Source organism: Parasphingorhabdus sp. (assembly GCF_041748495.1).
Lineage (GTDB): Bacteria > Pseudomonadota > Alphaproteobacteria > Sphingomonadales > Sphingomonadaceae > Parasphingorhabdus.
The window spans coordinates 21,232-46,193 of record NZ_JBGTDD010000055.1; the positions used below are offsets into that span (position 1 = coordinate 21,232).

Below are 24,962 nucleotides of genomic sequence, written 5' to 3' on the forward strand. Positions count from 1 at the left end.
GCTCCCAATGTTGCAGGAAACAGACTAAGTCGGTTTGGGATAAAGTGTCAAGTTTTTTAGACGTCCATTTTATTTGACACATTAGTGATTGTCAGCTACTTAATTTTGACATAGCTTACGACTCACTTGAGGCCGAAAAGGTCCGAGGGGCCGACGTTATGTCACGCCGACCAGACTTTTAGGAGAGTCTGAAATGCCTAATGTTTTTGGAATATCTGAGCTTCGATCCAAACTCGACGATTGGCGATCAACCTGGAAGATTATGGCACCGGAAAGTGCTCGCATAGAGGAGTGCGAGAAAACGAAACTTCCTGAAAAGGATGGGCTGGACAATGCCGGTTACGAATTATCTCTCTTGATACAGAATTTGGTCATACCCAAGCTGATCGCAGATCGACCGGAACCTGGCTACCGGCTCGTTGAGCAACAACGGTCTCCCGAAAACTCCTCCCAAAACTCTCGTGCGATCACTGCACAAGACGTCGAGGAATTCTCCCAGCTCTCTACCCGCAGCGACGCCCGTGAACTTCTGGATTTTGTCGACAGATGTCTCGCCAACGGCAGTTCCGTGGATTCGATATATGTCGATCTGCTGGCACCGACTGCGCGCCGGCTCGGGGAATATTGGGAGTCGGATGAGCGGGATTTCGTCGATGTCACGATGGGACTTTGGCGGATCCAGGAAATTCTGCGCGAACTGACCTTGCGTATTCCGCCGCCCGCCGTCGCTGGCTTCGGACAGCGATCCGCATTATTTTCCACCATGCCCGGCGAACAGCATAGTTTTGGTACCCTGATGATCGCCGAATGTTTTTACCGCGCGGGTTGGGATGCCGACATCCTGATCGAACCGAGCCAGTCGGAGCTGATCGGAAAATTTGCAGACCGGCACTATGATCTCATCGGATTGACCGTCAGTTTGGATTGCCCTAAGGCCCATTTGTCCAGCTTGGTCAGTGCGATCAGGTCTGTTTCCAGCAATCCGGGAACGCGGATAATGATGGGTGGTCGCGTGATCAATGATGATCCGGGTTTGATTGAGGAATGTGGAGCCGATGCAACAGCTGCCGATGCGCCCTCTGCGGTAAAATTGGCCGAGACACTGGTTCCGCTGAAAGCCAATATTTTTGAAAGTTTGATATAGCATATGACGAACGCCAATGAATATCCTGAAACCAGCTGATCATCAGATTCCCTTTGGCGACGCTGATGCGATCTTTGACGGCTTTTCCAAAGACGATGTGATAGAACTCGCCTATGCGTCGGGTGACTTCATGCTGGCCATTGATGCCCACGGAATCATAGTCGACGCGGCGGTCAATGCAGCCGATCATAGCTTTGTATATCAATGGATCGGCCAGAAATGGTCGGAAACCGTCGGTCCGGACAGCGTCAGCAAGATTGAACAGATGCTGGCCCGGGACAGAGACGCCCGCCTTGAATGGCGACAGGTCAATCACCCCGACGAAGACGGCGAAATTCCTGTCCGCTATCAAGTGATCAAACCGGGCAATAATGGATTTACCCTGGCCATCGGTCGCGACCTGCGAACGATCGCTATTCTGCAGCAACGGCTGCTCAAAACACAGCAATCCATGGAGCGGGATTATCTCAATCTGAGACAGACGGAAACGCGCTACCGCTTGCTGTTTGACAATATTTCCTACCCGGTTTTGATCGCTGAATCGGAAAGCAGGCTGATCCAGCAAGCCAATCGGGCGTGTCACAATCTCATGGGCGCGGCCCCGGGGTCGCTGGACAAGAAAGATGTCCTGGCGCTTGTCCACGAAGCGGATCATGATGGGTTGATCGCCTATTTCGGAGCAGCGGCGGTGAACGGCGCGACCGAACCCTTCACCACCCGGCTGAATGATCGCACCGGCACGGTAAAAATTTCCGCGTCACCATTCCGGCAGTCTGGAAAACAATATCTGCTGCTCAATATTGATGACGGTACCCATGATGTGCCAGCCAAATCATCCGATCAATATGTCCTGGATGCGGTCGAGCAGATGCCCGATGCCTTCGTGCTGACCGACGACAAGCAGGATATCATTGTCGCCAACAAGGCATTTGCCGAACTGGTCCAGACATCCTCGGTGGAACAGATTCTGGGTCAATCGCTGTACCGCTTCGTTGGCCGGCCGGAAGTCGATCTGGGCCTGCTGAAAAAGCAACTCAGGGATCATCAGAATGTTCGCAATTTCAGTTCGGTGGTCAATGATCTGAGCGGCGGCGAAGAGCCGGTCGAAATTTCGGCGATCAAGATCGAACGGGACAAACCCCTATATGGATATTCCATTCGTAGCGTCGGTCGTCGGGAACGGGATTTGCCGCGGGCCATTGCCGATGGACCGCGCAGCGTCGACCAGTTGACCGAACTGGTGGGCCGCAAGCCGCTGAAAGATATCGTCCGCGAAAGCACCGATCTGATCGAGCGCATGTGCATCGAAGCGGCGCTGGTTCACACCTCCGACAATCGCGCTTCGGCTGCGGAGATTTTGGGCTTGAGCCGGCAAAGTCTCTATTCCAAATTGCACCGGCACGGCTTGGGCAATCTGACCGGCAAGGGCCCTACCCACTAGGTTTTGCCCGCGCCGAGGCCTTGCTGATTTTAGACATTTTTAATGTCCAATTAATTTGACACTATTGCCGGTACAGCATAGCCTGTCAGCCATGTCAGACTCGGTGATCTCTCCAAAAACGGCGCGCTGGCCAGCGGCGAAGGATGTTGTCGAGCTGTCCAAGCCCGTCACCTGGTTTCCACCGATGTGGGCGTTCATGTGCGGCGTCGTATCCTCGGGCATTTCGATACCGGACAATTGGGTTTTTCTGGTCGTCGGCATCGCCCTCACCGGCCCCCTGGTTTGTGGAACCAGCCAGGTCATCAACGACTGGTGCGATCGCGATGTCGATGCCATTAATGAACCCAACCGGCCGATACCCTCCGGTCGTGTTCCGGGTCGCTGGCCGATCGTCATAGCACTGGCCGGCTCAGTCATATCGCTCGCCGTTGCCGCGGCACTGGGCTATTGGGTGTTTCTCGCAACCTGCGTCGCGCTGTTTTTTGGCTGGGCCTATAGTTCGCCGCCCTTTCGCTTCAAGCGCAGTGGCTGGATCGGTCCGATGGTCTGCGCGCTCAGCTATGAAGGCCTGTCATGGTTTACCGGCGCCAGCGTGATGATCGGTGGTCTGCCCGATACCAATATCATTATCGTGCTTCTTCTCTACAGCGTTGGTGCGCATGGCATCATGACATTGAACGATTTCAAGGCGGTCGAGGGCGATAGAGCGACCGGCTTGCGCTCACTACCGGTGACCTTGGGCGTCAAGCCGGCAGCGCTGCTCGCCTGTACCGTCATGGCCGGAGCGCAGCTGGCGGTGGTTGCGTTGCTCATGACGGACGACCTCACCTTGTCCGCTGCGGTCGTCGCTGTGTTCACGGCCATCCAGTTGGTCTTGATGGTGCGGCTGGTCCGGAATCCGGCGCGATACGCCCCCTGGTATAATGCCACCGGCGTGTCGCTCTACGTGTTTGGCATGCTGGCAGCGGCGCTGGGTCTGGGAGGATATGTGTGACCAACGTTCTGGCGCCTGATACGGGAATATCGTGGTTCGGCATTTTCCGGCTCGGTACGGTGCAGGCCGCCATCGGCGCAGTGGTGATGCTCGCCACTTCTCTGCTCAACCGCGTGATGGTGGTGGAATATAGCCTTGCCGCGGCCATCCCGGCCGCACTGGTCGCCTGGCATTATGCCGTGCAACTCAGCCGGCCCTTATGGGGGCACAGCTCTGACCGGTCGCCGCGCCGTACGCCATGGATCGTAGCCGGCATGGGCCTGTTGGCATTGGGTGCGATCCTGGCCGTGGACGCGGTGATCCTGATGGCCGACCCGGGGACTTTTGCCTTTCTCTTGGCCATACTCGCCTTCACCATGATCGGGTTCGGGGTGGGTATATCGGGAACCGCCCTGCTGGCGCTGCTGGCGTCGCGGGTATCGGTCGAGAGAAAGCCTGCGGCAGCGGCCATCAGCTGGACGATGATGGTCGCGGGTATCGTTGTGGCTGCCGTTATTTCCGGTGCCTATCTTGATCCCTTTTCAGAAGCGCGACTGGCGATCGTGTGCAGCATGGTCGCCCTGATCGCATTCCTTCTGGCTATGCTGGCTTTGCGCGGTCTGGAAGATCGCTTTCCCGCTGTCGAGCTGAAGCGGAAGCCCGAATCCCGGGTTGATTTCAAAACCGTCCTTAGGGAAATCTGGCAGGACAAGGAAGCCCGTCGCTTCACCTATTTCGTATTCATCTCGATGCTCGCTTATTCGATGCAGGATCTGATCATGGAACCCTTTGCCGGATTTCTGTTTGCCATGACGCCAGGGGAATCGACTCAACTCGCCGGGATCCAGCATAGCGGCATCCTGGTGGGCATGTTGTTGTCCGGCGTCGGCGGCAGTCTCTATGCAAGGCGGTTCGGACAGAATGTCAAACTCTGGATCGTGATTGGCTGCGTCGGGTCGGCAATCATGCTGGCTGGCCTGTCGGTGGCCGCAACCGCTGGCATGAACTGGCCGATCCGGGCAAATGTCTTTGGCCTGGGCGTTGCCAACGGGGTGTTCGCGGTGGCCGCGGTCGGCGCCATGCTTGGCTTGGCCAGCAAAGGCACAGTTTCAGGGGAAGGCGCGCGCATGGGTGTCTGGGGCGCATCACAAGCGATCGCCTTCGGTCTTGGCGGATTGGCAGGTGCGATCATTGTCGATCGGCTTCGCAGTCTGTTGGGTGAAGACACGGTCGCGTTCCAGATCGTGTTCGCGGTGGAGGCCATCATGTTCATTATCGCCGCATTGGTCGCAACCGGGACCACTATGACCCGGCTCCATAAACAAACGGAAGGATTGGAAGCGTGAATCAGATAGCTGAATTTGATGTCGTGGTCGTTGGCGGTGGTCCGTCCGGAGCAACCGCGGCCAATGACCTGGCCCAGCAAGGCCATAAGGTGATGTTGTTGGACAAGGCCGGACGGGTCAAGCCCTGCGGCGGTGCTGTCCCTCCGCGACTGTTGAAGGATTTTGATATCCCCCAGTCGTTACTGGTCGCCTTTGCCCATTCGGCCCGAATCATTGCGCCTTCCAACAAAAAGGTAACGATGCCGGTCGGAGATGGCTTTGTCGGCATGGTCGATCGGGACCAGTTTGATGAATGGTTGCGCGTCCGGGCTGCTGGTTCCGGCGCATTGCGGATGACCGGAAAATGTGAAGACGTGACCACGGATCCGCAAGGGATCGCCACCGTTTCCTTCCGCAGCGATCGCGATGGCGAGCTTCAGTCCGTCACCGCCCGCGCCGTCATCGGCGCCGATGGTGCCCGTTCCCGCGTAGCACAAAAATGCCTCCCCAATGCCGAACGCGTCCCATGTGTTTTCGCCTATCACGAGATTGTGAAAGTGCCCGAAAATTTCACGGCGGATTATGTCGAGGACCGCTGCGATGTCTATTATCAGGGTCATCTGTCGCCTGATTTCTATGCCTGGATTTTTCCCCATGGCAAAACTGCCAGCATCGGCCTGGGAAGCGCCAACAAGGGATTCCCGCTGCGCGAGACGACAAAATTGATGCGCGAGCAAACAGGGATGTCCGATTGGGAAACCCTGCGCAAGGAAGGCGCACCAATCCCGCTCAAACCCCTGAAACGCTGGGACAATGGCCGCAACGTTGTCGTGGCAGGCGATGCAGCGGGTGTCGTCGCTCCGTCATCGGGCGAAGGTATTTTTTATGCCATGACCGCCGGCCGGATGAGCGCGCAGGCGGTGAATCTGTTTCTCGTAACTGGCGATGCCAGGGCACTCAAAACAGCCCGCAAGACTTTCATGAAGGCCCACGGCCGGGTCTTCTGGATCCTCGGGATCATGCAATATTTCTGGTACAAGAATGACAAGCGCCGCGAACGATTTGTTAAAATGTGCGACGATCCCGATGTCCAGCGCTTGACTTGGGAAGCCTATATGAACAAAGAACTGGTCAAGCGTGATCCGCTGGCGCATCTGAAGATATTCTTCAAGGACCTTGGTCACTTATTTGGATTGAAAGCCGTAGAGAGATGAACCGAGCCGCCCTATTTCCGATTATCGTAGCCGCAACGCTCGCTCTGATAACGGCAATGGTGGGGGGCACGATCACGGTTCTCGACAGCTGGTATTATGCGCTGGAACAGCCTGACTGGGCGCCTCCTGACTATATGTTCGGGATCATCTGGACATCGATCTTCGCATTGATCGCGCTGGCCGGTTTCCTCGGCTGGCAAAAGGCACCGACACGGCGCACGGCGGAAATCATGCTCGGCCTGTTTGCCCTCAACGGCTTTCTCAATCTCAGCTGGAGCTTCATCTTCTTTCGTATGGAGCGTCCGGACCTGGCCTTTTACGAATTGATCGCGCTCTGGCTTTCGATTCTGGCGCTGATCGTGTTTTGCGGCCGTTTTTCAAAAATCGCATCGCTGCTGCTGATTCCCTATCTGATCTGGGTATCGATCGCCGGGATGCTCAATTATCAGATTGTTGCGCTCAACGGCCCCTTTGGATAAGATCCGGAATGAGGGAGTTTTTTGCCAGCGGGCATGCGGTGGATGTCGTACTGGCCGTGTTGGTCGCCGAAGCGCTCTGGCTCAGATTTCGCGGCGGATGTTGGCCTGATATAACAGCTATGATCTTGCCCGCTGTGCTGATGATGATAGCTCTGCGCGCTGCGCTAACCGGTGAAGACTGGCCAATGATCGCCATTCCGCTCACGCTTGCCTTTCCCGTTCATCTCTACGACCTGCGCCGCCGCAAAATGCTGCAGAAAGACTAGTCCCCTCTTCCATTGCTACCACGCGCAGGCACGAAAAAGCCCGGCAGTCACGCCGGGCTTTTCTGTTCAGGGGGTCATATTCCCCTCAAGACAGACGCTATCAATATTCGGGCGCGTAATGATGATCGATGGCCCAGAGATACCAATTGTCGACAACCGTACCGGTCAGCAGGATGCCGATGCCGCCCGTGAGCGGGCAAAGGACCGCGAACCACCAGGCCCAGCGATGGATCGATTCCATCGTCGCGTTGAAGCCCATGGTCCATCTCCAGAACAGGGCTGCCCGCTCGGACGCCGTCCCGCGGTCGGTAATCTGTTCCAGTTCCCGTTCGCCGCCATAACGCCCGACCGCCAGGATCGTCGCGCCGTGCATCGCGAACAGCAAGGCCGAGCCATAGAGAAATACGATCGAGAGCGCGTGGAACGGATTGTAGAAAAGATTGCCATAGGTCAGCGAGAAATTGTTGGTCCATTCGAGATGAGAGAAGATCCCGAACGGAACGGCCTGGGCCCACTCATCCATGAAGAACGGGCGGATGAAGCCGAGCACCAGATAGAGCCAGATCGCGCTCAGAAAGGCCCATGACACATGCGTGCCCATGCCCAGCGCCCTGGCCCGACGATAAGTACGGACCCACCAAAGCAGAATGGATGTGGTCAGGAAAAAGCCTGCCAATATCCACCATCCCCCTTCCTGGAGCGGCACAAAGGGTGAGAAACCATATTCTGTCGATGGCGGATCGAGGGTGAGCCAGAAGAACTGGCGCACAAATTCCACCGGATCCCAGTTCACCGAGGCGAGCATGTTCAGGCCGATAATCTCGATTGCCAGGAAACCGAAGAGCAGCGAGGCAGTCCCCAGCCACCCGAGATAGATCGGGCCAATCTGAGCCTGGCCAAATTTACCCATCCAGTAGCTGAAAGTCGTACTCGTGGTCCGGTCGCCGGCTTCTCCGGGCGATAATGCTATGCCCATTTCCGGGGCATGAGCCAGTTGCACTTGCGTAAAGATATTCTGATATCGTGCCATCTAACTATCCTCCCCTTAAGACCAAATCGGAATGTTGCGCCACCATTCCCACCATTCCGGCCAGCCTTCTGCGTATAGCGGTCCGGCAATGATAATGCAGACCGCGCTCCAGAAACCGGCGTTCAACGCCAGGAACAAACCAAGGCGGTGGATACCGATGGTGCCAACCGAGTAACCGATAAAGTCGCGGAAAAACGTGTCTTCATATTCCGGCGTTTTGACTGTTTCGCCTTTCTTCGGATTGACCGCCGAAAGGATCAGCGCGCCGTGCAGCGCGAGGGCAAAGGTCGTGGTGAAGAAGAACGACACCGCAATCATATGCGCCGGATTATAATGAAAATTGACATATTGATATCCGGTATTGGATACCCAGTCGAGGTGGCTGAAAATGCCATAGGGGAAGCCATAGCCCCAGGCACCCAGCAAAAACGGGCGAAATATCACCAGAGTCACATAGGCCAGAATGGCGACACCAAAGGCGATCGGAACGTGATAGCCCATGCCGAGTTTTCGGCATATCTCGACTTCGCGCAACGCCCAGGTGATGAAGGCCCCGGTCGCGCATATCGTGATGATCTGCCAGAAGCCGCCTTCCTTGAGCGGAGCCAGGCTCAATCCATAACTGACGTCAGGAGGATTGATCGATATGAGCCACGGATTCCATGTCGGGCCAAGCGATGCCGCGTACATGATCAGCGCCGTGCCCAATATTGCGAATATCGCCGACAATACCCCGAAAAAGCCGACATAAAAGGGCCCTATCCAGAAGTCGAACAGATCTCCGCCGATAAGCGTCCCCCCACGGACACGATATTTTCTCTCAAAGCTTAACAGCGACATAGCAAATTCCTCTGCCACCCTGGCGGGCGCCAAAAATGTGACTCTTCAGATCATCCCCGGTGGGAGACACGATGCCTGGGCACCGTGTCCTCCAAGGGGGCTAGGGCTCAGGTCAGTCGTTCGGACTGCTCGATCGCAGCCGTAGCTGCCGGTCCTGCTCCCGGGCCTTCAATCCAGTTGAAGCGGTCGGTGCTCAACAGGATGAAATGAATCAGAAGAGCCAGCACAAACAGGAAGATTGCCAAAGCAACCAGGGTCCTGCGCGGATCAAATATTAACCAAAGTCTCCACATATCAACTCTCCCTATACCAAGAATGCGGTTATGGTTGCTTGCGCAACTTCAACCGTATCATTCAACATTGCGTAGCCATTGACTCCTGGCAACCAGGGCCTCCACATCCACACCAGCACATGCGCAATGATTGCGATGACGGTGAATCCGATGAAGCTGCTCACAAAGATTTTGTGAAACTCCTTGGCTTCCTCTGGGGTCAGATATGCCCCCGGACCTAAACGGTCGTCCCTCTCGTTCATATTTTCTTCTCCAGTTTAGCCCCCCGGAAGCCGCATAAAGCGTCCCCCACGGGTATTGCCTTGACGACACCCATTGCCGTTAAGGTTGCGGACGCCGGACATTGGTCCAGCGAATATCTGGGGATATTTAAGCATGTCATGCCAGTTCCCCTTGAAGCATAGTCGCCGCCAATCGGTCGGCCGAAACAACATCCTCTCCTGCCAGCCGGGCGCTGCGCTCGGCGGCATCACGTAGTCTCTTGGCAGCGGAAATGCGGACGAGCACAGGCTGCGACTCGACGATCGCATCCAGCTTGGCCTTGGCGTCCAGATCCCAGCTGATCGGCACATCCTTGCGCGACGGCGTCGCCAGGCCGGCATCCATCTGGGTGGACAAGGGCAGGATATGGAACAGCGCATCAAACAGGGCGTTGCAGACTTCCTGCACCAGATAGGTGGCCCCGGAATAGCCCATATAGGGCGTGCCGGTATGGCGCCGGATCGCGGCGCCCGGGAAGGATGCGGGAATGAACATGCCGCGCGCGCCGGACTCGGCCATGTACATGCGTTCATTATAGCTGCCGAACACCACGAAGGGCGGGCTGTCGGCAATCATGGTCTTGATCGTCTGGTTGTCGGTCTTGGTTCCGGCGCTGCGGCTGATCGCGAAGGCACAGGGCAAGCCCATGTCGTTTTCCAGAAAATTGCTGATACCGCGCGCATAGGTCTCGCTGGCGACAATGCCGAAATTGGCGGTGCCGAAGAAATCCTGGGTTACCGAGCGCCACAGGTCCCACAGCGGCTTGATCGTCGTGTGTTTTTCCTTTTCGATGAACGGCTCGGGATCGAGTCCGGTCATTTCGCCCAGCTGGCGGAGGAATTTCGTCGTCGATTCCAGTCCGATCGGTGCCTGCAGATAAGGCCGCTCGAGCAGCTCGCAAAGATTGCGGCCAAATTCGCGGTACATGCAGACATTTACCGATGCGTTGGCCAGCTGCCGGATATCGGCAAGATGGCTGCCCAGCGGGAAGACCATATTCACTTCTGCGCCCATGCCTTCGATCAGCCGCCGGATCTCGGCGACATCGGATGGCATGTTGAACATGCCATAGGATGGCCCGATGATATTGATTTTCGGCTTGTCGCCTTCCTGGAGTACCTTCGGCTTGGGCATTTTCTTGGGCCCGAATTCGGTCCACAGCCAGGACAGCGCCCGGTCTTCGGATTGCCACTGATCTTCATCAATCGTGCGCGGCAGGAAGCGTTTGATATTGGTGCCTTCGGGCGTCACGCCGCCGCCGATCATTTCGGCAATCGAACCGGTGACCACCACGGCCGGCAGGTCCGGGTCCAGCGATTGCCAGGCCCGGCGCATCGCGCCTTCGGTGCCGGTCTTGCCGAGCTCTTCCTCGCCGAGGCCGGTGACCACGATCGGCAGCTCGTGCGGTGGCAGCCCGTCTGTATAATGCAGGACCGACGTTACGGGCAGGTTTTCGCAGCCGACCGGCCCATCAATGATGACCTGCAGCCCCTTGATCGCGGTGAACGCATAGACCGCACCCCAATATCCGCCAGCCCGGTCATGATCGAGGATCAGGGTCATGAACCAATCGCCTCCGCCGCTTTTGCCGCCGCCGCATTTTGCGCAGCATATTTGGCTTTGAACTTTGGCCGATCGGTCGGAATATCCTCCCAGATGCCGGAACTATAGCCTTCCCCGACGCCCTTGAAAAATTCCTTCATCCGGTCGAACCGTTCCTTGTTCGCCATTGCGGCATTGACCACCTGCGCCAGACTGCCCGCTCCGGCTGGGCCCATCAGCGGCCGCGCCGAGATCAGGTTGGTGAAATAGAGCGCGGGAATCGCCTTCGCCTTGGCGTGCTGGACGACCGGTGTTGTCCCGATGGCAAGGTCCGGACCAAACTCCTCGACCGCTGCAATATCTTCTTCCAGACTGGCACGGTAATTGACCCGGACACCCTTGGCTTCAAGCCATTCCCGATCCGGATCCGACCATTTTGTTCTGGGACAGGCCGTGCCGACATAGGGCACTTCCGCGCCGCTTTCGATCAACAGCCGCGCCACCAGCAGTTCAGAGCCTTCATAGCCGGAAACGGTGATCCGCCCCTTGACCGGCATCGCTGCGAGCGCGCCGGTAATCGCCGGAAGAAAGGCGTTATGCGCTTCGGAAATCTGACTGGAGCTGGCGCCGGTTGCCTCGCCGATCGCCTGCAACCAGGCCGCCGTGCCGTCGCGTCCGACCGGCGCCGATCCAATGACCTTGCGCCCGGCCGCTTCAAATTCCCGGACAGAGGCCGTGTAGAATGGGTGGATCGCGGCAATCACCGCACCATCAAGCGCCGAATAGAGTTCCCGCCACTCCCGCGTCGGGACCACCGGTCCTGCAGCAAGGCCGAGCGGCTCGAGCATATGACCAATGCCGACCGGATCCGCCGGGAACATTTCCCCGAGCAGCGTTACCGATGGTTTCTGCGCCACTTCCGATGGCGCGGCAACCGGTCCCTGCTCGGCCTCTTCGCGCGCATATTTCAGCATTGCACCAGCCAGGACGTCCTTCGCTTCGGCATGGGTCGGCACGCCAAAACCGGGGACATCGATCCCGACGATACGGACCCCGTTGATCGAGTCCGGCAGCAGGCGAAGCGGCACGCCGCTGGCCGTTGGCACGCACAGATTGGTGACGATGATCGTGTCATATTTTTCGGGATCGGCCATCAGTTCGACGGCTTCCTTGATATCTTCGAAAAGCTTGCCGGTGACCAGGGTTTCCGAACTGAACGGAACATAGCCGACGCTGCGCCGCGCACCGTAGAAATGCGACGTGAAGGTCAGGCCGTAGACGCAACAGGCCGAACCCGACAGGATCGTCGCGGTTCGCCGCATCCTGAGACCCACGCGCAGCGATCCAAAGGCCGGGCACATCGACTGCGGCTGATCATGCGGACCCATCGGATAATCTTTTTCATATTGGTCCAGTATTTCCGACTTGCCGGCCTTCTTCGCCGCTTCCCGCATGGTGTCTGCACCGCCGTGACAACCGCTGCCCTCGGACGCCGGAGCAAGATCAATCCGGTCTGGGGTGCGCTTGGCTGGAGTGGTGATTTCAGACATGCATCAAACCTCGTCGTAAATTACTTCGAGCGACGGCTTCTGCTCATAGGTGCCGCCGCGCATATCCGCCTGTGTCGCCGGAACCAGCTGGATGTTGCCGCCGGTTACGTCAGGCGAGAAAAGCCCCAGCAGGCCGTCCTGCTCCAGCGGCTTCGGCTGCTTGGGCGGCGCCTCCGCGACATTGATCGCCAGCTCCTCGAACAGGCTGGCCCATTCGCTTTCCGGCGTACCGATAATCTGGTAATTGGCTGACTTCTTGCGGATGTCATCATTCGCCGGGATGGCCGTTAGCACCGGAATATCGACCGCCTTGGCAAAGGCCTGGGCTTCGCCCGAGCCATCATCCTTGTTGATGATCATGCCGGCCACACCGACATTGCCGCCCATCTTGCGGAAATATTCAACCGCCTTGCAGACATTGTTGGCGACATAGAGCGATTGCAGATCGTTCGATCCGACAACGATCACCTTCTGGCACATGTCCCGCGCAATCGGCAGGCCGAAACCGCCGCAGACGACATCGCCGAGGAAGTCGAGCAACACATAGTCGAAACCCCAGTCATGAAAACCGAGTTTCTCGAGCAATTCAAATCCGTGAATGATGCCGCGTCCGCCGCATCCGCGACCAACTTCGGGGCCGCCCAGTTCCATCGCGAACACACCGTCGCGCTGGAAACAGACATCCTCGATCGAGACCTCCTCGCCCGCAAGCTTCTTCGCTGACGAGGTTTCGATGATCGTCGGACAGCTTTTGCCGCCGAACAGCAAGGACGTCGTATCGGACTTGGGATCGCAACCGATCAGCAGCACGCGCTTGCCTTGCTGCGCCATCATGTAGCTCAGGTTGGACAAAGCGAAGCTCTTGCCCGAGCCACCCTTGCCATAAATGGCGATGACCTGCGTTTCCTTCTTCACCTCACCGCTGTGAACCGGGTCGGGTTCAATGGAAGCTTCTTCGCGCAGGATATCAACATCTAGCATGGTCATTCGCAATCTCTCCAGTCGAGCACCATTTTCAGGCAGTCAGGATTTTCAAAGGCTTCGGGGTAGGCCGTTTGGGCATTGCCGGCTGGCTCGATGCTTGTGATCAAGCCGGACAGGTCGAGCGATTCGCTCTCGATCAGCGTGTTGATCGAAGCCAGGTCGCGCGGCTGCCATTCCGCCGCAATGCGCAGCCGGGCTTCGCGCTGAAAGGCTGGCGGAAAGGCAAAGCTGATTGGCTGGTTATAGAAACCGGCCAGCACCAGCTCGCCGCCCTTGGCGAGCCGGGCAATGAAAGTCTCGATCGAACCGGCATCACCGCTGACGTCGCAGATTATTTTATAATCATGACGGTCATCATCATCGGGATGGATGACCGAATAACCTGCCCCGCCGGCCTGACGGGTCCGGTTGGTGTCCCAGACCAGCGGCGCGGGCGCACCCGAGGCGATGGTCAGACGGGCGATCAGGCGACCCAGCACACCATGGCCAATGATCAGTTCGGGCGCATCGCCATTGCCGATGGCATGGAGCGCCGTTGCTGCGAGTGCATATAATATACCTTCTTCGGCAAGCTTCTCCGCAATTGGCAAAGCGCGCGCCGAAGCGACGATCACGGTCCTCGCCGATCCGCCGAACAGGCCGCGGGCATCGCGATAGCAACTGGCACCGGGAACAAACACCCATTCGCCGACACGGCCTTGCGAGTCAGCCCCGGCATCAACGATCCGGCCGACCGACTCGTAACCGGGAACCAGCGGATAGCCCATGCCTGGAAAGTCGGGCATCTGGCCGGTCCACAGAAGTTTCTCCGTTCCCGTGCTGATGCCGCTATATTGAATTTCTACCTGAACATCACCGGATTCCAGGGGGTTGAGGGCAGTCCTGCGAAGCGAAAGGTTGCCTGGAGCATCCAATATGATCGCTGAAGTGTGCAAGTCGTCCCTCCTCCCGGATCCCTCTATCAAGTTAGGGACTCCGATGAGTGTCAAACTACTTAAACATTCTCTAATGTCAATTATATTGGACACTTTTTATGTCATTTGGTGGCGACAAGGGCTTTCGCTATGATCGGAAGATCTGTTTTTATCACTCGGACGTCTGAAAAATCCGCGTTCTCAAGCATCTGGATATTTTCCTGCTCGGACCGCGGACGACCAGACCCCATCGCCCACAGATAGAGGCCGAAATAGGCCCCGCCCATGGCTTGCGCTCCTCTCGTTTCGGCCATCGGTTCAACGATCAACAGCCGCCCGCCCTCGGCAAGCGCTGCATGAATCTTTGCCAGCAGCGCGCTCGCAACCGCGTCATCATGATCGTGCAGGATGCGAACGAGCGTGATCAGATCATGGCCGGGAGGGATGGCATCCTGCTTGAAACTGCCCCGGTGGATTCGGACTCGCTGACCCGATTCGGTTCCCGCAAATCTGGATTCCGCAAGAGGCGCAACTTCCGGCAAATCGAATATGGCGAGTTCCAGATGCGGTGCATACGCAGCGACAGCCTCCGCGAAGGCACCGCTGCCTCCCCCGATATCGAGCATCTTGCGATGGCGCCTGAAATCATATTTCGGCAGAATCTGCTGCCATATCATCGGCTGGGTTGCGGCCATCAGCTCTGAATAAGGCTGACTGTTCTGGCTGCCGGAATCGCTCGGCGCGGCATAGGTCCAGAATTGTGATAAACCGCTATTCACGCCTCCCTGCTGCCCGAGCAAGGCCATCGGATCGGCCATATCGCGGTAAAGCGTTTGATGATGACGGATCATCGCCATCGCCCCGTCGTTGGCCGACAGCGCCGCACCGGTTTCGCCCAATGTCCACAGGCCCGGCTGCGGCGCTTCGACAATCGCCAGGGCAGTACCGGCACGCAGAATTCGGTCCATGGCGGCCGGACTCAGTTTGGCAAAATGCGCTAGTTCGTCGGCGCTGCGGAGGCTGTTCCGCAAAAATCCTATCAGACCCGTCTGCACATAGACATAGACGATCTGGGTATAGACAAAGCCCGCAATCAGATCGAACTGTTGTGCGGCCTTGCGCCGCGCGATCGTCCGGAAAACCGGCGTTCGCGCCGCCCAGGTCTGGAACGCGGCGCTACCCAATATCCGGTTACGCCGAAGCACCCAGCGCGTCTTCCAGCTGAGCCGGGAAGGGATATCGTCTTTATATCTGGACATATATTATGTCTATTTGAATGGACTTCTGATAGTTTTCCGTCAAACTGAAACTGTTGCAAAGCGACCGGAGCATAAGTGGAGAAACACGAAACCATCATTATCGGTGCGGGCGTTGGCGGTCTGGTCAGCGCTGCCTTGCTCTCGGCGCGCGGGGTTCCGGTGACAGTTCTGGAAAAGGAAAAGTCACCCGGCGGCAAGATCCGGCAACTCGATGTCGACGGGGCAGCGGTCGACGCCGGCCCCACCGTCTTTACGATGCGCGATGTCATTGACGGCATATTTGAAGCGGCGGGTAGCTGCAGCGACGACCATCTCGAACTGGAACGCGCTGACACGCTTGCACGCCATGCCTGGAGCCGGGGCGAACGGCTCGACCTGTTTGCCGATCCAGAAAAAAGCGAGGATGCGATCGGCCAATTTGCCGGTGCGAAAGCCGCTGCCGGATATCGCAGCTTTTCCGCCGAGGCCGAACGGATCTACAAAATCCTCGACCGGTCGATGCTGCGCAACAGCAAGATCAGCTGGCCCCTGCCCCTGATGTGGCGGATCGGACTTTGGCGAGTCGACGACCTGATCGCGATCCGGCCTTATGAAAGCCTCTGGAAAGTGCTCGGCGAGCATTTCGAAGATCCGCGACTGCGACAATTATTTGGTCGCTACACAACTTATTGCGGCTCCTCTCCCTTTCAAACCCCGGCGACACTGATGCTGATCGCCCATGTCGAGTCGCAAGGCGTCTGGAAGATCAGGGGCGGGATGACTGCACTCGCTCAGGCGCTGGAAAATGTTGCCCGAAAAAATGGCGCCCGTTTCCGCTATGATTGTCGCGTCACCAAAATCGCCGTGTCGAAAGGCCGGGCGACTGGCGTGCGGCTGGAATCCGGCGAATGGATCGAAGCGGCGTCGGTGATCTGCAACGCCGATCCTGCCGCGCTCGGCTCCGGCCTGTTCGGCGTCGAAGCCAGCCAGGCAGCAAATGCAATGCCGGCTGACAAAAGATCGCTGTCCGCCCTGGTCTGGCTGGCAAAAACCGGAACAGGCGGATTTGACCTTGATCACCACAATATATTTTTTTCGTCCGATTATCCGGCAGAATTCGCCGATATCAAAGCCGGCAAGCCGCCCGCGCAACCGACCGCCTATGTCTGCAAGCTGGGCGACGCCGGGCCGGGTGGAGCCCAACGGTTGCAGATCATCGTCAACGCGCCGGCCAACGGCGACAGTCATGAATATACATCCGAGGAGAAAGCAAAATGCACGGCGAACATGCTGAGAACGCTGGAACATTGCGGGCTGGAGATGGAGACGGATTTTCCGCACCGACTGGTCACGCCCAACGATTTCTCGACACTCTTCCCGGCGACCGGCGGAGCGCTTTATGGTCGGGCCTCGCACGGATGGGCGGCATCCTTCCTCCGGCCCGGGAGCCGGACACGGATCCATGGGCTCTATTGCGCGGGCGGAGCGACCCATCCGGGCGCGGGCGTACCGATGGCCGCCTTGTCGGGGCAGTTGGCGAGCGAAGCCGTCCTGTCCGACCGCGCTTCGACACCGTGGTTCCACCGCAGGGCTATCGCTGGTGGTATGTCGATGCGCTCAGCGATGACGAAAGCTACGGGCTGACGATTATTGGCTTCATCGGCAGCGTGTTCTCGCCTTATTACAGGATTTCGGGCCGAGACATTCCACTCGATCATAGCTGCCTCAATGTCGCCCTCTACGGCAAACGCGGCGCACGCTGGGTGATGACCGAGCGCGGCGTACAGGACACGCATCAGCAGGAGGATGCCCTGACCATCGGCCCCAGCGCGATGCGCTGGGACAAGGACCGGTTGATCATCGATATCGAGGAGCGCGACATCCGCCTCGGCATTCCCTGGCGGCGGCGGGTGAAAGGGCAGATCATCCTGTATCCCGAAATACTCAACGACAAAAGCTTCAAACTCGATCCGGCGGGCAAGCATCACTGGCACACCATCGCACCGCGCGCGCGGATCGAGGTGCGCATGGAACAACCGGATGTCTCCTGGTCGGGCAGCGGCTATCTCGACGGTAATCATGGCAGCGAACCGATCGAACATGGCTTCAAGAGCTGGCACTGGTCCCGGGCACATTGCGGGCGCGATGTAGCGGTGACTTACGAAGGCATCCGGCGCGACGGCAGCCATTTTGCCAGCGCCTTGCGCTTCGATGCTTCGGGAAAACCGCAGGAAGAAGAGCTGCCGCTGGTTGCCCCCTTGCCACCCACATGGTGGGGCATGAAAAGGCAGGCCCGCGCGGATCGCGGTCATGCTTCGGTGATCAAGACTTGGGAAGATTCGCCTTTTTATGCACGCTCAGCGCTAAGAATGCGTCTTTTTGGTAAATCTGTGACCGCAGTACAGGAAAGTATTTCACTGAATCGGCTGGTCAATCCGGTGATCCAGAATATGCTTCCCTACAAGATGCCGCGCGAACCGGATCGGCTGTCCAAAGCCTTTCATATTCCGACGCCGATTTTTCTGAACCGCCGCTAGGAGCGGATCGCTTCACTCCTCTTCGGATTCCTGTTTCACCGATTTCGCCGCCGCCTTCTCTTTGTCCTTGGCGATTTCCTTGTTCACAGACCAAAGCTGCCAAAAGCCAATTCCCAAGGCTACCGCGCCGGAAAAGATAATCTCTATCCATCCCAGATTGTCAAAAGGACCGGTTTCCATGAATCGTTCTCCTTCTCGCCGCCTGATCCGGTCCTATCGTTTCACATGCTTTTTCGCAAATTTCAGAATCAGCCTGGCCAGTTGTTCCGGATCTTCCTCATGCGCGAGATGACCGAGATTGTTCACGTCGACAACCGTGCATTGCGGGATCAACTCGGCCGGTTTCTGCACCGCTGACCGCGGAATCGCACTGTCTTTCTGTCCATGCACCAACAATACCGGCGCCTCTACATCCGCGAGGCGGAGTTGCAGCTCTTCCAGCCGCCAGTTCGCCATCATCCGGATCGCTCCGTCGCAATGGCCGGACCGGCTGAACAGCTTTTCATAATAATGCAGGCCCGACGCATCGATCCGTGAGCCGGTGGAGCGGCGGAGGAATTTTCCGGTTTCCCCGGGATAGCGAGCCCAGCGGGCAAAAATTCGCGAGACAAAAGGATTGGTAAAAAGCATCTTCGCCAGCTGCGGAAATAGCTTTGCGGCCAGCCCGGGGAACGGCAGCAGCGCCGGGTTCAACCCAACCAGCGGGTTTTTCCAACTCTTGTCCAAGATCAGCTGGAGACCAATGGCGGCACCCGCCGAATGGCCAATGATGAGATCTGGATATGCTTCCAATTCTTCCAGCAACAGCGCGATCGACTCGGCCATTTTCGGCAGCGAAACCTGTCTTGCTGCATTTGGCCGGGTAAATCCGTGCCCCGGCAAATCCACCGCAATCACGTCATATTCTGCCGCCAACAGCGGCATCAGCCCCCGCCAGCTATGGGTCGCGGCACCGGTTCCGTGCAGCAGCAGACAAAGCGGCGCGCCTTTGCTCTTGGGGTCCATCCGCTGGAGATGCCATTGGTAACCATCCGCCTCGACAAACTGACTCGCCTCCCGATTGGGCCAGTCTCGACCGTCGATCGACCATTCGGGATAGCGCCGGCTCATGCCATCGCCGCCTTGCCGACGCTCTCGATCGCCTCCACCAGCGCGGCGCTCTGCGCTCTGGGCAGAGGCAGATATTTGCCGCGTAGCGCGCTCGCCAGTTCTGCCGCCTCCGGACGTGGACGCGGAGAAATGTCGATGACGATGCTGTTCAGGCCAAGCGCCGCAATGCCCTTCGCTACATCCAGCATTTCCTCATTAGCCCCCTTTCGGTTGGCGGTGCCATCCAGCATCACATTGCCCTTGCCGTCGGTCAATATGGCAATGGTCGGCGTCTGACCACGCTTGCGCGCCGCTTCGGCCAATTGCCTGGCCGCGATCAGTCCGGCCGCCAGAGGCGTGCCACCACCGCCCGGCAAAGCGCTGAGCGCCCGCCGGGCCCGAGTCAGCGATCGCGTTGGCGGCAACAGGATCTCCGCTGCTTCTTTCCGAAACGCAACAAGGGCGACCTGAGAACGCTTGATATAGGCTTCCGCGAGCATCAGTTCGATCGCGCCCTTGGCTTCCGCCAAACGGGACAAAGCCGAGGAGCCTGACGCATCGACTGCGAAGATTGTCAGGCTTTCCTGCCGCTCTTCATAATGATGGACACGCAAGTCGGACTTGCGGATATGGATCTTTTTCGGATCAGCATCGTCGCTCTGGTGACGCCGGATCGTCTGCCACGGTGCCGCGGTCCGCAGCGTGTCGATCAGGGCCAGCCTTTTGCCATTTCCCGGAATACCGGGCCGCGTTCCTTTCGGACGCCCCCTTTTGGTTGACTGTTGCTTGCTTCCCGCACGCCCTCCCTGGCCTTTGCCCCCCTTCCGGACACTGCCTTCGATCTGATCCAGAATATGGGGAGGAATGGAGGCCGCAGCGGCTTCCAGCAACAGATCCTCCAGCGGGATGTCCTGAATATTCTGCTGGTCCTTGTCCTCATGGGCCTCCTCGTCCGAGGGTTTGGATTCCTCGTCCGCAGCAGGCGCTGATTCTTCCCGTTGCGGGAACTGGGTCGCGCGCGGTGCCAGCACCAGTCGCACGGCCGCTTGCATATCTTCGTCAGCAATCCTGTCATGCCCGGCCAAGAGCGTATGGCGGACCGCGCAACGTTCTGCGAACAGCAGTGGCCGGACCGAATGGATGCCAAATGCCGCAGCGGTTGCCGCCAGGGACGAGCGCATTTGTCTGGTGATCGGCTTGACTGAAGCGGCACTGATCCGGGGCGACAAATCTTCGTCCGCAACGGCTTCAAGATTCCGTAAACCGGTCAGGTCACAATGAAACGCCACACGCTCCATCAGCACCGCGGGCGGTGTTTCATCACTCTCCATCCCGTCGTCGAGCAAAATGAGCGCGAGCGCACCAATATCCATCGCCTGCGCAATATGGGCGGCGATATTTTCATCCAGCCGCTCGGCCATCGGTAACAGAATAACGCCATTCTGGGCCGTCTCGAGCAATCCGGGACGCCAGACAGACCGTCCGCCCTGCAAGGTCGCTGCCAGATCAATTCCGCCAAGCAGGCGCTCGCCGTCAACATTATTGGGAATTTTCTGAACCGATCGCGAAAGACTCAGCACTGCTACCAGATTTTCAACAAGGGCATCGCGCAATGGCCCGAAACCGCGCAAACATATACCGCCAAAGCTTCCCGGATCCTGTGCAAAAAGACACGCCGCGAGCAGACAATCGATCAGCGCCGGTTCGCTCTTGTCGCTCAACCGAACAACTCCTCCAACGCCCTCTCGATCCGCACCGTCGAACCGGTTTCATCCAGTACATCGCGGCGCAGTCGGTGGCGCAGGGACAAGGGTGCCATGGCTTTCAGGTGATCGAGAGTGACAACCGAATCGCCGTGCAGCGCCGCCAAAGCCCTCGCGCCGCGCATCAGGGTCAATTCGCCGCGCAGTCCGTCCGCCCCGACCGCTTTGCATAATGCCGCCGTGTCCCGGAGAATTTTTGCCGGTGTTCTGACGGTCGGCAGCGCTTTTTTCGCGCGATCGATCTGACGCAGCACCTTGGCGTCCTCGCCTTTCCACTTGGCCGCAAATTTTGCGGCATCGCGCTCCTGTGCATCACAGCGGCGCATGATCTCGACGCGCTCGTCAATATTGTCCGGCGTCCTCACTTCGACCGACAGACCAAAGCGGTCGAGCAATTGCGGTCGCAACTCGCCCTCTTCCGGATTGCCGCTGCCGATCAGCACGAAGCGCGCCGGATGCCTGATGCTCAGGCCATCCCGCTCGACCAGATTTTCACCTGACGCCGCGACATCAAGTAGCAGATCGACGACATGGTCTTCCAGCAGATTGATCTCGTCAATATAGAGAAAGCCGCGATGCGCCTTGGCTAGCAGGCCTGGCTCGAAATGTTTCTCGCCACGGGCCAGTGCCTTTTCCAGATCAAGCGTACCAACCACCCGGTCCTCTGTTGAACCGAGCGGCAGGTCAACGAACGGAACGGACATTTTGCGCACGCGCTTGCCAGTGCACGAATCCGGACAATCCTCGCGTCGCTCAGGTTCGCAATGAAAGCGGCAACCTTCAACGGCCCTGATCTGTGGCAGCGTTGCCGCCAGCGCGCGTGCGGCGGTCGACTTGCCGGTGCCGCGATCACCAAAGATCATCACCCCGCCGATGCGGGCATCCACCGCTGCTACCAGCAGCGCCAGTTTCATCTCTTCTTGGCCGACAATTGCGCTAAAGGGAAATCCGCTCATTGCAGTACCTTATCACAAGCTTTGGCGGCTGCAAGCAGAGTTGGCGAGGAAGTTTGTGCAGGTGATAGGCAGCAGATATCCACAATTGACGCTGCTAGCCCTTGTCGCACGCGCCCGGGTTCTCGCCTTGTTCATCCGGCATCGGCCGGGCCTAGGCGGCACAGTCAGTGGCAGGGTCATGTTGCGCCAGCTGCAGATCATCTCTGCTATAAATGTCAGGGAAATAGCGCACGCCGCCTTCCTCCGATCCCTCTGCGGTGAAATAGGCGATATAGACCGGGATGGAGTTGTTTAACGATAATGTGGTGGTTTGCCGACTGTCGAGAATATCGTCAATCCGCAGTGCGGTGACCGAGCCATCAAGCAACGTCTTGACCAGATCGATCGCGCCGCCGACCCGGATGCAGCCATGGCTGAAGGTCCGCACCGGCTCCGAAAACAGATTCTTGTTCGGCGTGTCATGCAAATAGACACTGTAGGCGTTTGGCATGACCAGTTTCATCTGGCCGAGTGCATTGCCGGGCCCCGGACGCTGGCGGTAGCGACCATTCTGATAGACATAGCCTTTCCGCCGCGCCGCAGCCGGGCTGTTGCGCACCATTGCCCCAATACCTTCGGCAGCGATGGAGGCCGGAATCTCCCACCATGGGTTCAGAATGACACCGCTCACCGTAGCTTCAAAAACCGGTGTCGGGGATTTAGCCTTGCCGACGATGACCGGCCAGGTCCGGATTTTGCGGTCGTTTTCCCACAATGTGACCTCGAAACTGGCCGCGTTCACCAGCAGATATTTTCCGCCCATGACCAGCCGCATCCAGCGCCACCGTTCCATATTCACTGCCAATGTGGCCCGTTTAACTTCATCGGCTTCCGCAACATAAGCCTCCCGCAGCGCCTGATAATGGGGATTGCGTGGCCGCAACGCGTCAAAATAGGCGGCAAGATCATTGCGGACCAATGCCTTCAGCAACAATTGCTGCGTGTCGATAAGACGATCATCGCTGCTGATCCGCCATTTGCTCCGGGCCGCGGCGGGAGCACATCCTTCGAGATAGGCTCGCATCAGCTCATTGGCTGCAACCGAAGCTAGCCGGGACCGGCGATAAGGGTCGGAAGCGGAATTGGGCTGACTGAAATTGGTAATGGAGCAACTTCCCAGACCCTCGGATGCGCGGGCATCCACGAGTTGTTGTAATTGTGCAATTTGCGATTCGGTCCAGATCAGATGATCGTCTCTGGTGCCTTCTATTTGCGCCGAAGCCGGAACCGAGAGCATGAACCCGCCCAATATCGCTAAAAATAATCTCATCCGATCCCTCTTCAGGCTATTGGCAGGCGCGACAATCAGTATTATTACTTAATCCTGCGTACAGGGAAAAACTGTTACGGACGACCAATGAAGAGAAGAAATTTTATCACCGCAGGCCTGCTGGGCATCACCGGCGCTGCCTATGGCTTGGGTTCCCGGTCACAGGCGAGCAGCGAGCTACTCCCGGTACCGGCTCGTCCGAAAGTGACGCCCCTGCCCGGTCCGACTGCTCTGATCGACCGCGCCAAGGCAGCGATGGCTACCCACCAGTCATCATTACTTCACACCGACAGGATTGGAATCGCTGACTATTCGCTACATTCTGCAAAGGAGCGCTTCCATATTGTCGATTTGAACAATGGGACCAGCCAGTCCTTTCTGGTGGCGCATGGCAAAGGTTCCGATCTCCGACATACTGGCTGGTTGCAGGAATTTTCCAATATTCCCGGATCCGAAGCCTCTTCGGGCGGAAGCTATGTCATTTCTGAAACCTATGTTGGCAAACATGGGACATCCAGGCGGTTGAAAGGCCTCGATCCCAGCAATGATATGGCTGAAGCTCGAGCGATCGTGATTCACGGTGCCTGGTATGCCGACGCGGAAATGATTGGCACGCACGGAAAACTTGGTCGCAGCCAAGGCTGCTTCGCCTTTTCCGAGAGCGATCTGAAAATAATATTGGATCAACTGGGTCCGGGCCGCCTGCTCTACGCGGACAGGGTGTAAAAGGCACCTGGATCAACTTGCAGGAAGATTGGCCCTGAGGTCAAATTCCAGTAACAACAGCGTGGAGTCCCCGGGAAAGGATCGGGCGGAGAACCCCATTTCCTGTTCAAGCTGAATCGCAGCATGATGATGACGGCTTTCGATCGACTGAAGTTTCTTGATGCCGCTTTGCCGGGCCTGTTCAATAACATATTTCAGAAAGGTCCAGCTCAACCCGCGATTCTTGTAATCACTGCGCAGTACGATGGCGACTTCGGCTTCTGACTTGTCGTCATTGGCCCCGACCATCGCACTGGCGACAATGGTTTTCCCATCAATATCAAAAGCGAGATAATCCTCTTTGTGATGATGATCGACGTTTACCAGATCATCCAGCAGGGAAGACCGAACCTCGGGGATCGGTGACAGAAAGCGAAACCGCAAATCGTCTTGCGAAACATGGGTAAAAAACTCACCAAGAGCGTCCTTGTCGGATCGCTCGACGGGCCGAACGTGAAATTCAAAACCCTTGTGCGTGGTGAGCGGAATATTTTTACTGACAGTCACCGCATGGTCCAGGCTGATCGGCTCGACGGGTGCGGGTTGCGTTACGGGTGCTTTGGATTCGGACATCGCAGTTCCTCTCAAGCCGCTTGGAATTGGCTTTGCTGAAACGAGCCTAACCGGCTTTCGGCCGCTTTCGCTATCCGTAAACCAACATATCCGGTCCGAGATTGAGAATGCTACCTATTGACTCCGGAACCTTTATTCCGGTCTGTGTGTGGTTCGGTCTCCATCACGTTCTTTCTTCCACCCGAGGCATTGGCAATGACGCATATTGACGAATATCGCTCGCGGCTCAGAACTGCCGAAGAGGCGGTGCGAGGATTGAAATCCGGAGCGGATATTGCCATGGGCATGGCAACCGCAGAGCCGCCGGCGCTGCTCGGCGCGCTGGCGGACATGGCAGAGAATGAGACTGTCGACGATATCAAGCTGTGGTATTTTCATTCGATGGATCACGCCGGTGACACGCTGTTGAGGCCCGATCTGCTTGGCCGGATCCGCCCGCGTTGCATGTTTCTAAGCTCGATTGAACGGAAATTGCT

The 24,962-nt window shown here is 57.8% G+C and carries 25 protein-coding genes and 1 pseudogene; 11 read left to right on the plus strand and 15 right to left on the minus strand.

Translation table 11 applies throughout. The features are described from left to right. The first annotated feature begins 355 nt into the window (after window positions 1-355). The 7 genes from ACEW8J_RS04335 to ACEW8J_RS04365 all read left to right on the plus strand — a co-directional run bounded on the left by ACEW8J_RS04335 (window position 356) and on the right by ACEW8J_RS04365 (window position 6,842). On the plus strand, window positions 356-1,144 hold the full coding sequence (locus ACEW8J_RS04335; protein WP_373490405.1) for a B12-binding domain-containing protein: 789 nt from the start codon (window positions 356-358) through the stop codon (window positions 1,142-1,144). A 16-nt stretch (window positions 1,145-1,160) separates the two neighbouring features. Further along, the gene (gene ppsR / locus ACEW8J_RS04340; RefSeq protein ID WP_373490406.1) at window positions 1,161-2,585 is read left to right on the plus strand and encodes a transcriptional regulator PpsR; all 1,425 of its coding nucleotides are present in this window, start codon (window positions 1,161-1,163) and stop codon (window positions 2,583-2,585) included. Window positions 2,586-2,676: 91 nt separating this feature from the next. Beyond that, window positions 2,677-3,579 carry a chlorophyll synthase ChlG gene (chlG, locus tag ACEW8J_RS04345; RefSeq protein ID WP_373490407.1) on the plus strand — a complete coding sequence of 301 codons (903 nt, stop codon included), beginning with the start codon at window positions 2,677-2,679 and terminating at the stop codon, window positions 3,577-3,579. After that, complete coding sequence (locus tag ACEW8J_RS04350; RefSeq protein WP_373490408.1) at window positions 3,576-4,904, plus strand: BCD family MFS transporter; 1,329 nt, start codon at window positions 3,576-3,578, stop codon at window positions 4,902-4,904. The genes chlG and ACEW8J_RS04350 overlap by 4 nt, the downstream gene beginning before the upstream one ends. Next, a complete protein-coding gene (locus tag ACEW8J_RS04355; protein WP_373490409.1) occupies window positions 4,901-6,097 on the plus strand; it encodes a geranylgeranyl diphosphate reductase in 1,197 nt (398 codons plus the stop codon). The genes ACEW8J_RS04350 and ACEW8J_RS04355 overlap by 4 nt, the downstream gene beginning before the upstream one ends. Next, a complete protein-coding gene (locus ACEW8J_RS04360; RefSeq protein WP_373490410.1) occupies window positions 6,094-6,576 on the plus strand; it encodes a TspO/MBR family protein in 483 nt (160 codons plus the stop codon). The genes ACEW8J_RS04355 and ACEW8J_RS04360 overlap by 4 nt, the downstream gene beginning before the upstream one ends. 8 nt (window positions 6,577-6,584) lie before the next feature. Then, the gene (locus tag ACEW8J_RS04365) at window positions 6,585-6,842 is read left to right on the plus strand and encodes a hypothetical protein (protein ID WP_373490411.1); all 258 of its coding nucleotides are present in this window, start codon (window positions 6,585-6,587) and stop codon (window positions 6,840-6,842) included. Window positions 6,843-6,942: 100 nt separating this feature from the next. Here ACEW8J_RS04365 and pufM read toward each other — a convergent pair whose 3' ends face one another. The 9 genes from pufM to ACEW8J_RS04410 all read right to left on the minus strand — a co-directional run bounded on the left by pufM (window position 6,943) and on the right by ACEW8J_RS04410 (window position 15,515). Beyond that, the gene (pufM, locus tag ACEW8J_RS04370; protein ID WP_373490412.1) at window positions 6,943-7,872 is read right to left on the minus strand and encodes a photosynthetic reaction center subunit M; all 930 of its coding nucleotides are present in this window, start codon (window positions 7,870-7,872) and stop codon (window positions 6,943-6,945) included. A 15-nt stretch (window positions 7,873-7,887) separates the two neighbouring features. After that, on the minus strand, window positions 7,888-8,712 hold the full coding sequence (gene pufL, locus ACEW8J_RS04375) for a photosynthetic reaction center subunit L (RefSeq protein WP_373490413.1): 825 nt from the start codon (window positions 8,710-8,712) through the stop codon (window positions 7,888-7,890). Between the two features lie 107 nt (window positions 8,713-8,819). Beyond that, entirely contained in the window at window positions 8,820-9,005 is a 186-nt protein-coding gene (gene pufA, locus ACEW8J_RS04380; RefSeq protein WP_373490414.1) for a light-harvesting antenna LH1, alpha subunit, read from the minus strand. A gap of 11 nt (window positions 9,006-9,016) precedes the next feature. Then, complete coding sequence (gene pufB / locus ACEW8J_RS04385) at window positions 9,017-9,247, minus strand: light-harvesting antenna LH1, beta subunit (protein ID WP_373490415.1); 231 nt, start codon at window positions 9,245-9,247, stop codon at window positions 9,017-9,019. Window positions 9,248-9,383: 136 nt separating this feature from the next. After that, on the minus strand, window positions 9,384-10,829 hold the full coding sequence (gene bchZ / locus ACEW8J_RS04390) for a chlorophyllide a reductase subunit Z (protein ID WP_373490416.1): 1,446 nt from the start codon (window positions 10,827-10,829) through the stop codon (window positions 9,384-9,386). Then, a complete protein-coding gene (bchY, locus tag ACEW8J_RS04395) occupies window positions 10,826-12,358 on the minus strand; it encodes a chlorophyllide a reductase subunit Y (RefSeq protein ID WP_373490417.1) in 1,533 nt (510 codons plus the stop codon). Before bchY ends, bchZ begins: the two co-directional genes overlap by 4 nt. 3 nt (window positions 12,359-12,361) lie before the next feature. Beyond that, on the minus strand, window positions 12,362-13,345 hold the full coding sequence (locus ACEW8J_RS04400; RefSeq protein ID WP_373490418.1) for a chlorophyllide a reductase iron protein subunit X: 984 nt from the start codon (window positions 13,343-13,345) through the stop codon (window positions 12,362-12,364). Next, window positions 13,342-14,277: a chlorophyll synthesis pathway protein BchC gene (bchC, locus tag ACEW8J_RS04405; RefSeq protein ID WP_373490419.1), complete on the minus strand. Its 936-nt coding sequence runs from the start codon at window positions 14,275-14,277 to the stop codon at window positions 13,342-13,344. Before bchC ends, ACEW8J_RS04400 begins: the two co-directional genes overlap by 4 nt. 101 nt (window positions 14,278-14,378) lie before the next feature. Next, the gene (locus ACEW8J_RS04410) at window positions 14,379-15,515 is read right to left on the minus strand and encodes a methyltransferase (protein WP_373490420.1); all 1,137 of its coding nucleotides are present in this window, start codon (window positions 15,513-15,515) and stop codon (window positions 14,379-14,381) included. A 75-nt stretch (window positions 15,516-15,590) separates the two neighbouring features. Between ACEW8J_RS04410 and crtD the strand changes: the two genes are divergently transcribed. Both crtD and ACEW8J_RS04420 read left to right on the plus strand, forming a co-directional pair. After that, a complete protein-coding gene (gene crtD / locus ACEW8J_RS04415) occupies window positions 15,591-17,138 on the plus strand; it encodes a 1-hydroxycarotenoid 3,4-desaturase CrtD (RefSeq protein ID WP_373490421.1) in 1,548 nt (515 codons plus the stop codon). Continuing rightward, window positions 17,069-18,031, plus strand: a complete 963-nt coding sequence (locus ACEW8J_RS04420; protein WP_373490422.1) for a hydratase — start codon at window positions 17,069-17,071, stop codon at window positions 18,029-18,031. The genes crtD and ACEW8J_RS04420 overlap by 70 nt, the downstream gene beginning before the upstream one ends. A gap of 12 nt (window positions 18,032-18,043) precedes the next feature. Here the strand turns inward: ACEW8J_RS04420 and ACEW8J_RS04425 are convergent, their stop codons facing one another. The 5 genes from ACEW8J_RS04425 to ACEW8J_RS04445 form a co-directional block, all read right to left on the minus strand. Continuing rightward, window positions 18,044-18,211 (minus strand): hypothetical protein, encoded by a 168-nt coding sequence (locus ACEW8J_RS04425; RefSeq protein WP_373490423.1) that lies wholly within the window; start codon window positions 18,209-18,211, stop codon window positions 18,044-18,046. A gap of 33 nt (window positions 18,212-18,244) precedes the next feature. After that, entirely contained in the window at window positions 18,245-19,141 is an 897-nt protein-coding gene (bchO, locus tag ACEW8J_RS04430; protein ID WP_373490424.1) for an alpha/beta fold hydrolase BchO, read from the minus strand. Then, window positions 19,138-20,841, minus strand: coding sequence for a magnesium chelatase subunit D (locus ACEW8J_RS04435; protein ID WP_373490425.1), 1,704 nt, complete (start codon window positions 20,839-20,841; stop codon window positions 19,138-19,140). Before ACEW8J_RS04435 ends, bchO begins: the two co-directional genes overlap by 4 nt. Then, complete coding sequence (gene bchI, locus ACEW8J_RS04440) at window positions 20,838-21,839, minus strand: magnesium chelatase ATPase subunit I (RefSeq protein WP_373490426.1); 1,002 nt, start codon at window positions 21,837-21,839, stop codon at window positions 20,838-20,840. The genes ACEW8J_RS04435 and bchI overlap by 4 nt, the downstream gene beginning before the upstream one ends. Before the next feature lie 151 nt (window positions 21,840-21,990). Continuing rightward, a complete protein-coding gene (locus ACEW8J_RS04445) occupies window positions 21,991-23,148 on the minus strand; it encodes a L,D-transpeptidase family protein (RefSeq protein ID WP_373490427.1) in 1,158 nt (385 codons plus the stop codon). 87 nt (window positions 23,149-23,235) lie between these two features. On the opposite strand from ACEW8J_RS04445, the gene ACEW8J_RS04450 reads away from it, so the two are divergent. Then, window positions 23,236-23,874, plus strand: a complete 639-nt coding sequence (locus tag ACEW8J_RS04450; protein ID WP_373490428.1) for a murein L,D-transpeptidase catalytic domain family protein — start codon at window positions 23,236-23,238, stop codon at window positions 23,872-23,874. A gap of 12 nt (window positions 23,875-23,886) precedes the next feature. On the opposite strand, the gene ACEW8J_RS04455 is transcribed toward ACEW8J_RS04450, so the two are convergent. Beyond that, on the minus strand, window positions 23,887-24,486 hold the full coding sequence (locus ACEW8J_RS04455; RefSeq protein ID WP_373490429.1) for an N-acetyltransferase family protein: 600 nt from the start codon (window positions 24,484-24,486) through the stop codon (window positions 23,887-23,889). Window positions 24,487-24,681: 195 nt separating this feature from the next. Between ACEW8J_RS04455 and ACEW8J_RS04460 the strand changes: the two are divergent. Next, window positions 24,682-24,962, plus strand: a pseudogene (locus tag ACEW8J_RS04460) (4-hydroxybutyrate--acetyl-CoA CoA transferase); the annotation flags it as partial.

Coding starts and splice junctions, on each gene's coding strand:
- ppsR (WP_373490406.1), top strand. CDS start 1,161: ATGAATATCCTGAAACCAGCTGATCATCAGATTCCCTTTGGCGACGCT.
- chlG (WP_373490407.1), top strand. CDS start 2,677: ATGTCAGACTCGGTGATCTCTCCAAAAACGGCGCGCTGGCCAGCGGCG.
- ACEW8J_RS04360 (WP_373490410.1), top strand. CDS start 6,094: ATGAACCGAGCCGCCCTATTTCCGATTATCGTAGCCGCAACGCTCGCT.
- ACEW8J_RS04365 (WP_373490411.1), top strand. CDS start 6,585: ATGAGGGAGTTTTTTGCCAGCGGGCATGCGGTGGATGTCGTACTGGCC.
- pufM (WP_373490412.1), bottom strand. CDS start 7,872: ATGGCACGATATCAGAATATCTTTACGCAAGTGCAACTGGCTCATGCC.
- pufL (WP_373490413.1), bottom strand. CDS start 8,712: ATGTCGCTGTTAAGCTTTGAGAGAAAATATCGTGTCCGTGGGGGGACG.
- pufA (WP_373490414.1), bottom strand. CDS start 9,005: ATGTGGAGACTTTGGTTAATATTTGATCCGCGCAGGACCCTGGTTGCT.
- pufB (WP_373490415.1), bottom strand. CDS start 9,247: ATGAACGAGAGGGACGACCGTTTAGGTCCGGGGGCATATCTGACCCCA.
- bchZ (WP_373490416.1), bottom strand. CDS start 10,829: ATGACCCTGATCCTCGATCATGACCGGGCTGGCGGATATTGGGGTGCG.
- bchY (WP_373490417.1), bottom strand. CDS start 12,358: ATGTCTGAAATCACCACTCCAGCCAAGCGCACCCCAGACCGGATTGAT.
- ACEW8J_RS04400 (WP_373490418.1), bottom strand. CDS start 13,345: ATGACCATGCTAGATGTTGATATCCTGCGCGAAGAAGCTTCCATTGAA.
- ACEW8J_RS04410 (WP_373490420.1), bottom strand. CDS start 15,515: ATGTCCAGATATAAAGACGATATCCCTTCCCGGCTCAGCTGGAAGACG.
- ACEW8J_RS04425 (WP_373490423.1), bottom strand. CDS start 18,211: ATGGAAACCGGTCCTTTTGACAATCTGGGATGGATAGAGATTATCTTT.
- bchO (WP_373490424.1), bottom strand. CDS start 19,141: ATGAGCCGGCGCTATCCCGAATGGTCGATCGACGGTCGAGACTGGCCC.
- bchI (WP_373490426.1), bottom strand. CDS start 21,839: ATGAGCGGATTTCCCTTTAGCGCAATTGTCGGCCAAGAAGAGATGAAA.
- ACEW8J_RS04445 (WP_373490427.1), bottom strand. CDS start 23,148: ATGAGATTATTTTTAGCGATATTGGGCGGGTTCATGCTCTCGGTTCCG.
- ACEW8J_RS04450 (WP_373490428.1), top strand. CDS start 23,236: ATGAAGAGAAGAAATTTTATCACCGCAGGCCTGCTGGGCATCACCGGC.
- ACEW8J_RS04455 (WP_373490429.1), bottom strand. CDS start 24,486: ATGTCCGAATCCAAAGCACCCGTAACGCAACCCGCACCCGTCGAGCCG.